Origin of the sequence: Mesorhizobium sp. M0185 (genome assembly GCF_040322175.1) — a bacterium.
Taxonomy (GTDB): domain Bacteria; phylum Pseudomonadota; class Alphaproteobacteria; order Rhizobiales; family Rhizobiaceae; genus Mesorhizobium.
Map to the genome: position 1 here is coordinate 241,825 of NZ_JAMYSY010000002.1, position 12,833 is coordinate 254,657.

Here is a 12,833-nt window from a genome sequence, read left to right on the forward strand (position 1 = left end):
AGACCCTGACTCAGGTCGCGAGCGCCGGAAACGAACTCGCCTGGAGCAATTCCAGGAAAAAGTGTGAAACGGTTTCCGTCCGGAATTGCGCAAACAAAGAGGTAGAGCGGTTCGGCGTTTCCGTGAAACGATGAAACGCTCTAGGCTGCCGCGGTGTTCTCCCGTAGCAGCCGCTCGGCCGCCGCGCGCGCCTCGTCGGTGATGGTGGCACCGGCGAGCATGCGTGCGATCTCTTCCTGCCGCGCCGCCCGGTCCATCTCGGCGATGCCGGTCGAGACCCGGTCGGCCCCGCCTGATTTGGAGATCAGGAAATGCGTCGCCGCGCGCGCCGCCACTTGTGGTGCATGCGTGACCGAAAGCACCTGCACGCGTTTTGCCAGCCGCGCCAGCCGCTGGCCGATGGCGTCGGCAACCGCACCGCCGACGCCGGTGTCGATTTCGTCGAAGACCAAGGTCGGCGCCGAGCCCCGGTCAGCGAGTGCTACCTTCAACGCCAGCAGGAAGCGCGAAAGCTCGCCGCCGGAAGCGACTTTCATCATTGGGCCGGGCCTGGTGCCGGGATTGGTGCGCACCCAGAACTCGACCTGGTCGATGCCTTCTTCCATGCGGCTCTCGGCGTCGCTTGCGATCTCGACGATGAATTCGGCCCGTTCGAGCTTCAGCGCCGGCAGTTCGGCCATTACCGCCTTGGTCAGCCCGACGGCCGCCGCATGGCGAAGCGACGACAGCTGGGCCGCCGTAGTGTCATAGGCCTGGCGCGCCGCCGCAGCCTGTTTCTCCAGCGCCTGCAGGCGCTCCTCGCCGGCGTCGAGATCGGCAAGATCGGCCGCCATGGTGTCACGCAATTGCGCCAGGTCGTCGACGGCGACGCTGTGCTTGCGCGAGGCGGCACGCAGCGAAAACAGCCGCTCCTCGGCTTTCTCCAGCCGCTGCGGATCATGTTCGGTGGCGCGCAGTGCGGCTTCGACGCCCGACTGCGCCGCGTCGAGCGACAGCATCGCTTCGTCGAGCGATTTGACGACGTCCTCGAGCAAGCCGGGCGCTTCCGTCACCTTGCGCTGCAGTCGCCTGAGCAGGCTGGCCAACTGCGGCAAGGGCGAGGACGGGCCCGAGAGCACATCCTGGGCGTCGTGGATTTCCGAGGCGATCTTTTCCGCTCGCATCATCGCGGCGCGCAGTTCGGCCAGCTCGGTCTCTTCGCCCGGTTGCGGATCGAGCCTGGTCAATTCGGCGACCGCTGCACGCAGATAATCGGCCTCACGGGCAGCTGCCTCGACTTTGGCCCGGTGCCGTGAAAATTCCTGCTCGCAGGTACGCCAATGCCGCCACGCCTCGCCGGTTGCCCGAGCAGCGCCGAGATGGCCGCCGAAACTGTCGAGCAACTCGCGATGGGCGCCGGGATCGACCAAAGCGCGCTCGTCGTGCTGGCCGTGGATCTCGACCAGCGCACGGCCGATGTCGCGCATCAGCGTCACGCTGGACGGCTGGTCGTTGACGAACACGCGCGTGCGGCCGTCAGCCGTCTGGACGCGGCGCAGGATGATGTCGCCGTCGTCCTCGATGGCATTCTCGGCAAGCAGCATGCGAGCCGCGTGGTTGCGCGGCACGTCGAACACGGCGATGATCTGGCCTTGTGCCGCGCCATGCCGCACCAGCGAAGCGTCGCCGCGGGCGCCAAGCGCCAGTGACAAAGCGTCGAGCAGGATGGACTTTCCGGCGCCGGTTTCGCCGGTAAGGACCGAAAGGCCGGACGAGAAGTCGATGTCCAGCTTCTCGATCAGAACGATATCGCGGATCGACAGTCTGGAGAGCATGGGGACGCGCCGCTCAGGCGCCGGTGATCAGCTTCCCGGCCTTGGAGATCCACGATCCGGCATTCTCGCGCGGCTCGAGCCCACCACTCTGCAGGAGCTTGTAGGAGTCCTTGTACCACTGGCTATCGGGATAGTTGGTGCCGAGCACGGCCGCAGCGGTCTGCGCTTCCGACGTCAGCCCCATCGCATAGTAGCTCTCGGTAAGACGCGCCAGCGCTTCCTCGACATGACGTGTGTTGGAATAGTTCTCCACGACGTTACGGAACCGTTTGACGGCCGCGATGTATTCGCGGCGCTCGAGATAATAGCGGCCGATCTGCATCTCTTTGCCGGCGAGCTGATCGTTGGCGAAGCGGATCTTCTCCTTTGCGTCGTCGGCATATTCGGACGTGGGCCAGCGCGTCACGAGGTCCTGCATCGTCTGCACGGTAAGACGCGCTTCCTTCTGGTCCTGGGTGACGTCCTTGATCTGACGGTAGTAGCTCAGCCCGATAATGTACTGGGCATAGGCTGCATCGTCGGTCGACGGATAAAGGGTCAGGTAGCGCTTGGCCGAACCGATCGCCTCGTCGTAATTGCCCTGACGGTAGTCGGCAAAGGCACCCATCACCATCGATTTGCGGGCGAATTCGGAATAGGGATGCTGGCGGTCGACGGCATCGAACTTGCGGCTTGCCTCCTGCAGTCGCCCGGCATTCAGATTGGCGAGACCCTGATTGTAGAGCACGTCGGCCGGCTCGGTCTGATCGACATAGGTCGACAGATCGACGTCCTTCTCGGACGACATGCAGGCCGACAGAAACAGCGATGGAACGACCACCGAAAGCGCCAGGAAAACAGCCCGCCGCAGCGCCTTCGATTGACCAACTCGCTTGAAAAACATGTTTGGATTCCGCCCTTTCGGCGTCATTTCAGTCGACGGCAGCAGCCATAAACCATAATTGCCTTGCCCGGCAACGCTATCCCCGGCCAATCGCACATTTTTGTGGCGGTTTGGCGCCACCTGGAAAGCTGTGTAATTTGGCCGGCCGGTGATGCATCCATGCAACACAGCTTGACCGCAACGGGAGCCGCAAGACCTTAAGAATCAGATCATCCAGGGTGCGTAGAGGGGTGCGTTGACGGCGCTCATCTCGGCGGTACGCCCGCGCTCGCGGCGCGTCGTCTCAACGATCTCGAAAGCCGAACGGTCGGACAAGAGACGGCGCAGCGCAGCTGCGTTCAGCCTGTGGCCGCCACGATAGGAGCGGAAGCAGCCGATGAACCGGGCACCGGCGAGCGCCAGGTCGCCCATCGCATCCATCGTCTTGTGGCGCGCGAACTCGTTGGGATAGCGCAGGCCTCCCATGTTGATCACGCGGTTGTCGTCGCCGATCACCAGGGAGTTTTCCAAAGACGAGCCGAGCGCATAGCCGGCCGCCCACAGCCGCTCGACGTCCTTCATGAAACCGAAAGTGCGGGCCCGCGCGACGTCGCGGCGGAAAATGTCGGCGTTCATGTCGGATGCAAAAAGCTGGCGCCCGATCGCCGGGCTTTCGAAATCGATCTCGATCTCGAAGCGCGTGCCGTCATAGGGCCTGAACTCCGCCCAGCAGGCGCCGTTCTCGATGCGAACCGGCTTGACCACCCTGATGTAGCGGCGCTTGACCGGCAGCGTTTCGATGCCTGCCTGGTCAATGGCCTCGACGAACATCACTGCGCTGCCGTCGAGGATAGGCACCTCATGGCCGTCGATTTCGATGACGAGATTGTCGATTCCAAGCCCGAAAAGCGTCGCCATCAGATGCTCGACCGTGGCAATGTGCTCGCCTTGCGGATCGCCAAGCATGGTGCAGAGATCGGTGGCGCCGACCTCGGAGACGAGCGCGCGAAATTCGTGGCTTCCGCTTGCATTCGAAAGCTGGAAGACGACACCCGTATCGGCATCCGCCGGCAGGAAATGGACGGTGACCGGATTGCCACTGTGAACGCCGATGCCAGTCAGCGTCGCGCGCGATTTAAGTGTCGTCTGATAGTCGTGCAAAACAATCCCCATAGCCCGTACTGCCTAGGTCCGCTTCGTCTGCCCTGAGGGCGCGGCTCTTGATTGATCGGCAGGCAGGGCCACTTCCCCGAGACTCCCAGCAAACCGACTTTGGTCGGTGGCGAAGATAATGGTCCCGCGGGGAGTCTCCAAATCACGGTTTCTTACTCTTTGTAACTGCGGTCCCGAGAGGGAACGCCTCATAAGTCCTTGTTCTGAAATCGTTTTTAACGTTAACAGGCGAACAGTCTCCTGCTCGCCTGTTAACAACTGTTACGAACCGTTAACAGATCAATTGGCCTGTCGGCGCAGAAAGGCGGGAATCTCCAACTGATCGTCTTCCTGGACAGCCCGGCTCTGCGGCGTCAGGCGGCCCTGCTCGTCCAGCTGGCCGCGGCGCGGCGCGTAAAGCTGCGGATCCTGGCTGGCTAGGCGGCGCACTTCGGCCGGCGCCTGGCGCAGTTTCGGTTCGCGCGGCTGCGCCGGCTGCAGCCGTGCAGGCTCCTCTTCGCGGCGGGTCAGACCGTTGGTCAGGCGCTTGAGCAACCCCATCGGGCCGCTGTTCTCGTGGTCGGCGGGGCGGGCCTTGGCTTCCACTTCGGCCTTCACCTGCGGCGGGAAATCCTCGACCCGCGGCATGCGCTGGGGCGCTGCGGCAACCGGGTGCGGCATTTCACGATGCGGAGCCGGCTGCATCGCTTGCTGAACCGCTGGCTGCATCATCGGCTGCGGCTGAGCGGGAGGCGCCTGGAAGATCTTGCTCTGCGGGCGGAAGTCTTCCGCATGGGCGACCGGTGCCGGGCGGGCCTGCGCCATCGCTGCCGCATTCGCCTCGGCGAGCTGAATGGCCTCGGCGACCGGATCGGCAGCACGTGGTTCATAGATCGGCTGCTGGACAGGCGCCGGGCGCATTTCCGTGACCTGAGCCGCCGGGCGGCTGACCGGCTTCGGCGGAGCCGTGCGGATAGCGATCGGCGCGGCAGCGATTTCGGCGGCCGATTTGTCGATGCCGGTGGCGACCACCGACACGCGGATAACGCCTTCGAGTTCCTCGTCGAAAGTGGCGCCGAGAATGATGTTGGCATCCTGGTCGACCTCTTCGCGAATGCGGGTTGCCGCCTCATCGACTTCGAACAGGGTCAGGTCGCGGCCGCCGGTGATCGAGATCAGCAGGCCCTTGGCGCCCTTCATCGAGGTCTCGTCGAGCAGCGGGTTGGCGATGGCGGCTTCCGCCGCGGCCATTGCACGGCCCTCGCCCGAAGCCTCGCCAGTCCCCATCATCGCCTTGCCCATTTCGCGCATGACCGAGCGGACGTCGGCGAAGTCGAGATTGATCAGGCCTTCCTTGACCATCAGGTCGGTGATGCAGGCAACGCCCGAATAGAGCACCTGGTCGGCCATGGCGAAGGCATCGGCGAAGGTGGTCTTGTCATTGGCCAGCCGGAACAGGTTCTGGTTGGGAATGACGATCAGGGTATCGACGCATTTCTGCAGTTCCTCGATACCCATGTCGGCCGTCTTCATGCGGCGCTGGCCTTCGAAGTGGAACGGCTTGGTGACGACGCCGACGGTGAGGATACCCTTTTCGCGGGCAGCGCGGGCAACGACGGGAGCCGCCCCGGTGCCGGTGCCGCCGCCCATGCCGGCAGTGACGAAGCACATATGCGTGTTGGAGAGATGATCGATGATCTCGTCGATGCATTCCTCCGCCGCCGCGCGCCCGACTTCAGGCTGCGATCCGGCGCCGAGACCCTCGGTGACATGCGCGCCGAGCTGGATCAGCCGCTCGGCCTTCGACATCGTCAGTGCCTGCGCGTCGGTGTTGGCCACCACGAACTCAACGCCGCGCAAGCCGGCGGTGATCATGTTGTTGACGGCATTGCCGCCGCCGCCGCCGACACCGAACACGGTGATGCGCGGCTTGAGCTCGGTGATGTCCGGCTTCTGCAGATTGATGGTCATTGTCTTCGTCCTTTGCCTTTCCCGCCGCTTCGCCGCCGCGGCCGCCTATGGGGCTGTCCCCGTCAAATTAAAAACTGTCTCTCAACCACTGACTCATTCGATGCAGTTTTCCGCCTGTTCCGGTCATCCGAAGACCGGAAATTCCCTTCGCCGGGCGGCTCTCGAAGCTCGCCATCTGCGGGTAGATCAGAAGCCCGACGGGCGTCGAAAAAGCCGGCCCCTTGGCCGCCTCGGGCAGGCCTGCCACGCCAAGCGGGCGTCCGATGCGCACATTGCGGCCGAGAATGCGGCGTGCTGCTTCTGGCAGGCCGGCAAGCTGGCTGGCGCCGCCGGTCAGCACCACACGCTTGCCGACGGCATTGCCGTAGCCGGACTTGTTCAGCCGGTCGCGCAACAATTCCAGCGTCTCGTCGATGCGAGCGCGGATGATGCGCGTCATCACCGAGCGCGGGATCTGCAACGGCACCTCGCCGTCCTCGCCGATCGGATGGATGGAAACCAGGTCGCGGTCGTCGGCACTGCCAGGCAGCGCCGAGCCATGCATCACTTTCAGCCTTTCGGCGGCATCGAGCGAGGTCGACAGGCCCTTGGCCATATCCAGCGTGACGTGGTTGCCGCCGATCGCGATGGCATCGCCATGGACGAACTTGCCTTCCGAAAACACCGAGATCGTCGTCGTGCCGCCGCCCATGTCGATGCAGGCCGCGCCCATTTCGAGCTCGTCGTCGACCAGCGCAGCAAGCCCACTGGCATAGGGCGTCGCCACCATGCGTTCGACCGACAGATGCGAGCGGTTGATGCAGAGCTCCAGATTGCGCAAGGGCGCTGCGTCGCCTGTCAGCACGTGCATGTCGACGCCAAGCTGGTCGCCAACCATGCCGCGCGGATCGCGCACACCGCGCTCGGCATCCAGCGAAAAGGCTACGGGAAGCGAATGGATCACCTCGCGCTCGGCCCGCAACGCCTGCTTGGCGCCGGCGGCAAGCACCCGCTTGATGTCGGCCTCGTCGGCCTCATGGCCGCCGAGATTGATGGTGGCCGAAAAAGCCTCGCTCTTCAGCCGGCCGGCAGTCATGTTGACGATCAGCGAATCGACCGTCAGTCCCGCCATGCGTTCGGCGGCGTCGACGGCAAGACGGATGGCGTGCTCGGCACGGTCGAGATCGATGACGACGCCCGATTTCACGCCTTGCGATTTCTGGTGGCCGATGCCGATCACCTGGACGCGATGCGAGCGGCCGCGCAGCAGCTTGCCATCGTCGCGCGGCTTGAGTTTGGCCACCACGCAGCAGACCTTGCTGGAGCCGACATCCAGCACCGTCAGGATGCCGGACCGGCGCGACGAGGCATCGCTATTGCCGCCAAGCCAGCTCATATCTTCGTCTCCGGCTTGCGCTTCAGCATCTTGGGCTTTTCGTCGAGCGCGGCTTGGCGCTGTGTCGCCGCTTCCGGCGTCAACTGGACGACCAGACGATCGGAAAGGCGCATGTCGACGGCGGCGATGTCGCGCGTCAAAAGCCCGTTCTCGTGATCCATCCTGACCAGGTCGGCAATCGCCTGATCCTCACCGTCTTCGGGGAGCTTGATCGTGATGCCGTTTTCAAGCTTGAGATCCCAGCGCCGTTCGCCGATGCGGATATAGCCCTTGATCCGCGCGGCGAGCTCCGGATAATTCTTGATCTTGGCCAGGAAATCCGGCGCTTTGGCCGGTGCGCCGGTGCCGATGATCAGCGGCAGCAATATCTGCTTGCCGCCGGAGAACGGCGCAATGACGGTGCCGGATTTCTCGATGACCGAAAGCGCGCTGCCTTGCTGCCACAGCGCGAACGGCTCGCGCTCCTCGACGCGCACTTCCAGCGTATGCGGGTAGACCTTGCGCACTGCCGCGGCTTCGACCCAGGGTAGCGTGGTGATGCGTTCGCGCGCGGCTTCGGCATCGAAGCCGATCAGCGAGGTCCAGCCGTCGAGTTCCAGCCTGTCGAGAATATCTATCTCGGACGTTTCGCGGTTGCCGACGACCTTGACCTGGTCGACGGCAAAGCCGGTGCGGGCGGTGACACTCTGGACGATGGCGTCGGAATATCCGCCGAGATAGGCGCCATAGGCACTGCTCGAAACAAGCAGTGCCGCCGACAGCATGGCAGCGCAATAGGGCGGCGCTTCGAAGTCGCCTTCGCCGAGGCGCGCCAGCACGCGCACCGGCCGGCGGAGCAGGCGCGGCAGCACGAAATGGTCGAACGACAACGGCATGCCGAACAGCGCCGGCCCGGCCGTGCCCTTCCCCTTGCCCTGTCCCCACTTCAACGCAGACACGAAGCGTCCTCCACCATCCAACTCAACAAATCGCCGAACGAGTGTCCCGCTTGCGCGGCGATTTCCGGCACCAAAGACGTCGGCGTCATACCCGGCTGGGTGTTGACCTCGAGCCAGACAATTTCGCCGTTTTCGGAGTGACGATCGTCATAACGGAAGTCCGACCGGGAAACGCCCCGACAGCCGATGGCTTGATGAGCCTTGAGCGCCAGTGTCTGTATTTTTTGGTAAATATTCGGTGAAAGTTTTGCCGGGCATTCGTGTTTTGATCCGCCCGCGACGTATTTTGAATCATAGTCGTAGAAGGAATGGCCGGTCGGGATGATCTCGCAGACACCGAGCGCCACATCGCCCATCACCGCGCAGGTCAATTCCCGCCCGTGCACATAACGCTCGACCATGACCGTATCGCCATATTTCCACTCGGACGAGCCGATGATCTGCGGCGGATGCGACTGGCCTTCATGCACGATGACGACACCGAAGCTCGATCCTTCGTTGACCGGCTTGACGACATAGGGCGGCTTCATCGGGTGCTTGTTCTGGATGGCGAAGCGATTGGCCACCTTCGACTCCGCCACCGGAACGCCGGCCGCCTTCGCGACCTTCTTGGCCTGTTCCTTGTTCATCGCAAGCGCCGAGGCAAGCACGCCGGAATGGGTGTACGGAATGGCGAGGTACTCGAGGATGCCCTGGATGGTGCCGTCCTCGCCGAAGGGGCCGTGCAGCGCATTGAAGACGACGTCAGGCTTGAGCTCGGCGAGCACCGAGCCGATGTCGCGCGAGACGTCGACGCGGGTGACCTGGTAGCCCTCTCCCTCGAGCGCATCGGCGCAGGCTTTACCCGACGACAGGGACACGGGCCGCTCGGACGAGAATCCCCCCAGAAGGACGGCCACATGCTTGCTTGTCATTCCCCGTCATTTCCTCTCACAGCAGGCCTGCACCATCGCGCATGCCCCGAAAAGCATCGCGCGCACTCAAATGCGCCCGAGCAACTTCGCTCCCGTGTTTCCGCAACATTGAGTCCGAGTCTCCCGGCAGGTTGCCCCCCAGACGGAAACGCGAGTAACGCGTCGAAACGACTCAAATCAGGAAACGCTTCAGGGCAGAGAATCAGAGAGTTGATTCGCTGGCAAGTGCTTACGATTCCGATGGATTCACTTTCCGCAAAAACGGCAGCAAAATGTGAATTCATGAGTCCGAAAGGCAACGGCGGTCAGCTTGCCTAAAGCAACTGCCCGAGAAATTCCTGGACGGCATGGCCCGGCCGAAAATTACCGATGCGCTTGATCTCCCACTGCAGCCGGATGCCTGATCTTTCGAGCACGCGCGCACGCACCGTCTCACCGAGATATTCAAGCTCGTAGCCCGTGGCGGTTCCGGTGTTGATCATGAAGTTGCAATGCATCGGCGACATCTGCGCCCCACCAACCATCAGGCCGCGGCAGCCGGCCTTGTCGATCTCCTTCCAGGCCGAGGTGCCCTCAGGATTCTTGAAGGTAGAGCCACCGGTCTTTTCGCGGATCGGCTGCACGGTCTCGCGATGGTTCTGGACAGCATCCATCGCGGCCTTGATCGCCGCCTTGTCCTCAGGAATGCCTTCGAGCAGCGCCGACGTGAAGATCAGCCCGGACGGCGCCGCTGAATGGCGATAGGCATAGCCCATATCGGCATTGCTCAGCGTATGAACATTGCCCTTGCGGTCGAGTGCCCGCACCTCGACCACGCGCTCGCGCGTCTCGACGCCATTGGCGCCGGCGTTCATCCTCAGCGCTCCGCCAATGGCGCCGGGAATGCCGTGGTAGAAATGAAAGCCACCGATGCCGGCCTCGTAGGCAACGGCCGCAAGGCGCTTGTCGGGTGTCGCGGCGCCCGCCTTGATCGTGGTCGGCGCAATCACTTCGGTCTCGCCAAAGCCTTTGGCCGAAAGCCGGATGACAAAGCCCGCAATGCCGCCGTCACGGACAAGCAGGTTCGAGCCGACGCCGACGATGGTCAGCGGAATTTCCTCCGGCACCGCCTTCAGGAACGTGGCAAGATCGTCCTCGTCGGCCGGCTGGAACAATGCGTCCGCGAGCCCGCCGGCTCGAAACCAGGTGATCTTGTCCATCTCGGCATTGGGCGTGATGCGGCCGCGCAGTCCGGCAAGCCGGTCGCCAAGCTTCTCGATCAACGCCTGGCCGCGCATCATGAGATGGTCCCGCCGAGTTCCTTGGGCAGCGCATAGGCCCATTGGGTGATGTTGCCGGCGCCGAGGAAGACGACGAAATCGCCCGGCTTCGCCACCTCGCGCACGATCGGCGCAATCGCCGCCGGACCTTCGATGTAGCGTGCGTCGCGATGGCCGCCGGAGCGGATGCGCGACACCAGTGCGTCGGACGTGACGCCGTCGATCGGTTCCTCGCCGGCTGCATAGACGGGCGCCACCATTACCGTATCGGCGTCGTTGAAGCAGACGGAAAACTCGTCGAACAGATCGCGCAGCCGGGTGAAGCGATGCGGTTGGGTAACGGCGATGATGCGACCCTTGGTAGCGCTGCGCGCAGCCTTCAGTACCGCCGTGATCTCGACCGGATGATGACCGTAATCGTCGAACACATCGACACCGTTCCACGAACCGGTATGGGTGAAGCGCCGCTTGACGCCCGCGAAAGACGACAGGCCCTTCTTGATTGCCTCAGCCGAAAGGCCGAGCTCATGCGCGACGGCAATCGCCGCCGTCGCATTGGAGACATTGTGGCGCCCGGGCATGGGCAGCCGCAGGCCTGATATCGTTATCTGGCCGTGCGTCTTGCGGTCGCGGATCACCACGTCGAATTCCGAGGTCGGGCCGTCCATGCGGTGATTGGTGAAGCGCACGTCGGCCTGCGCATTTTCGCCATAGGTGATGACGCGCCGGTCCTCGATGCGGGCGACCAGCGCCTGCACCTCGGGGTGGTCGGTGCACATCACACCAAAGCCGTAGAACGGCACATTCTCGACGAACTGACGAAACGCTTCGCGCACTTTGTCGAAGGAGCCGTAATGGTCGAGGTGCTCGGGGTCGATATTGGTGACGACGGCAATCTCGGCCGGCAGCTTGAGGAAGGTGCCGTCGCTCTCGTCGGCCTCGACCACCATCCATTCGCCGTCTCCCATGCGGGCATTGGTGCCATAGGCATTGATGATGCCGCCATTGATTACCGTCGGGTCGAGCCCGCCGGCTTCGAGTAGCGTCGCCACCATCGAAGTCGTCGTCGTCTTGCCATGCGTGCCGCCGATCGCGACCGCCTGCCGGAAGCGCATCAGCTCGGCCAGCATTTCGGCGCGCCGCACGATCGGCAGCAACTTCTCTCTCGCCGCCTTCAGCTCCGGGTTGGATTTCTTGATTGCGGTGGAGACGACGACCACTTCGGCCTCGCCGAGGTTTTCGGCCTGATGGCCGACGAAGCATTCGATGCCCTTGTCGCGCAGCCGCTGCACATTGGCGCTGTCGGCCTGATCGGATCCCTGCACCTTGTAGCCGAGATTGTGCAGCACCTCGGCGATGCCGCTCATGCCGATGCCGCCAATGCCGATGAAATGCACGAGGCCGATCGTCTGTGGCATCTTCATGCGTGCGTCTCCTTCCTGAATTCCGAAACGGATTTCCTGGACGCAATAGCCTCTGTCAGATCGGCGAGCAACCGCGCGGCATCCGGTTTTCCGGACGATTTCGCCGCCGCGGCCATTGTCGCCGCCTTGCCTGGATCATCCATCAGCCCGCCGACAAGCACGGCGATCCGCTCCGCCGAAAGCGTGGATTGCGGATGCACCTCGGCGCCGCCCGCTGCCGCAAGGGCCGCCGCATTCGCCGCCTGGTCGTGGTCGAGCGCGTGCGGATAAGGCACCAGCAGCGCCGGCCGGCCGATCACCGCGATTTCCGATACGGTCGATGCGCCGGAGCGCGACATCACCAGATGCGCCGCCGCCAGCCGCGCCGCCATGTCGGTGAAGAAGGGCGACACCTCGGCCTCGATGTCAAGCGTGGCATAGGCCGCTTTCACCCGCGGCACATCGTCGGCGCGCGCCTGCTGGGTGATCGCCAGCCGCCTGCGCTGTGCATCGGAAAGCCGGGCGATCGCCGCCGGCACCGCATCGGAAAAGAACTGCGCGCCTTGGCTGCCGCCAAACACCAGAAATCGGAACGGCTCTTCACCGGCCGATGCGGCATAAGGCGTCTTCGCCGCTTCCAGCACTTGCGGCCTGACCGGATTGCCGGTGGTCACCGTCTTGACGCCTGTAGCACTTGTGTCTTCCGGTAGGAAACCACCGGCAATAGCGTCGACGCGGCCGGCGAGCGCCCGGTTGGCACGGCCCATCACCGCGTTCTGCTCGTGGATCAGCGTCGGCACCTTGCGCCGGGTCGCGGCATAGAGCGGCGGCAGCGTCGGATAGCCGCCGAAGCCGACTACGATGGCGGGCTTGACGCTGGCGATGACGGCCGATGCCTGCCGCACCCCGCGCCAGATTTTCCAAAATGCGGCGAGCACGGCAAAAGGATTTTTCGACCCCATCGTCGCCGACTGGATCGGATGGATGGCGGCCGCCGGGAACTGCCCGGCAAAGCGCTCGGCGCGTTCGTCCGTCGCCAGGTGCACCGCCCAGCCGCGCCCGGTCAGTTCGTGCGCCAGTGCCTCGGCCGGGAACAGATGTCCGCCCGTTCCGCCCGCCGCCAGAAGGATGACCCCCTTGGCCAT

10 protein-coding genes are annotated in these 12,833 nt (G+C 63.9%); all 10 read right to left on the reverse strand.

The genetic code is table 11. From position 1 onward, the window contains the following. Positions 1-140 precede the first annotated feature (140 nt). The 10 genes from recN to murG all read right to left on the reverse strand — a co-directional run bounded on the left by recN (position 141) and on the right by murG (position 12,833). Positions 141-1,814 carry a DNA repair protein RecN gene (gene recN / locus NKJ20_RS02970; protein ID WP_352742466.1) on the reverse strand — a complete coding sequence of 558 codons (1,674 nt, stop codon included), beginning with the start codon at positions 1,812-1,814 and terminating at the stop codon, positions 141-143. A 13-nt stretch (positions 1,815-1,827) separates the two neighbouring features. Further along, positions 1,828-2,697 (reverse strand): outer membrane protein assembly factor BamD, encoded by an 870-nt coding sequence (locus tag NKJ20_RS02975; protein WP_023676756.1) that lies wholly within the window; start codon positions 2,695-2,697, stop codon positions 1,828-1,830. Positions 2,698-2,901: 204 nt separating this feature from the next. Then, on the reverse strand, positions 2,902-3,849 hold the full coding sequence (gene lpxC / locus NKJ20_RS02980; protein ID WP_254818982.1) for a UDP-3-O-acyl-N-acetylglucosamine deacetylase: 948 nt from the start codon (positions 3,847-3,849) through the stop codon (positions 2,902-2,904). A 279-nt stretch (positions 3,850-4,128) separates the two neighbouring features. After that, positions 4,129-5,799, reverse strand: a complete 1,671-nt coding sequence (ftsZ, locus tag NKJ20_RS02985; RefSeq protein WP_352742467.1) for a cell division protein FtsZ — start codon at positions 5,797-5,799, stop codon at positions 4,129-4,131. A gap of 67 nt (positions 5,800-5,866) precedes the next feature. After that, complete coding sequence (gene ftsA / locus NKJ20_RS02990) at positions 5,867-7,174, reverse strand: cell division protein FtsA (protein WP_023676759.1); 1,308 nt, start codon at positions 7,172-7,174, stop codon at positions 5,867-5,869. Beyond that, complete coding sequence (locus NKJ20_RS02995; RefSeq protein WP_352742469.1) at positions 7,171-8,112, reverse strand: cell division protein FtsQ/DivIB; 942 nt, start codon at positions 8,110-8,112, stop codon at positions 7,171-7,173. The genes ftsA and NKJ20_RS02995 overlap by 4 nt, the downstream gene beginning before the upstream one ends. Beyond that, a complete protein-coding gene (locus tag NKJ20_RS03000; protein ID WP_352742471.1) occupies positions 8,100-9,026 on the reverse strand; it encodes a D-alanine--D-alanine ligase in 927 nt (308 codons plus the stop codon). The genes NKJ20_RS02995 and NKJ20_RS03000 overlap by 13 nt, the downstream gene beginning before the upstream one ends. 314 nt (positions 9,027-9,340) lie before the next feature. Next, a complete protein-coding gene (murB, locus tag NKJ20_RS03005) occupies positions 9,341-10,306 on the reverse strand; it encodes a UDP-N-acetylmuramate dehydrogenase (RefSeq protein WP_031211769.1) in 966 nt (321 codons plus the stop codon). Further along, entirely contained in the window at positions 10,303-11,709 is a 1,407-nt protein-coding gene (murC, locus tag NKJ20_RS03010) for a UDP-N-acetylmuramate--L-alanine ligase (protein ID WP_352456166.1), read from the reverse strand. The genes murB and murC overlap by 4 nt, the downstream gene beginning before the upstream one ends. After that, the gene (gene murG / locus NKJ20_RS03015; protein ID WP_352742473.1) at positions 11,706-12,833 is read right to left on the reverse strand and encodes an undecaprenyldiphospho-muramoylpentapeptide beta-N-acetylglucosaminyltransferase; all 1,128 of its coding nucleotides are present in this window, start codon (positions 12,831-12,833) and stop codon (positions 11,706-11,708) included. Before murG ends, murC begins: the two co-directional genes overlap by 4 nt.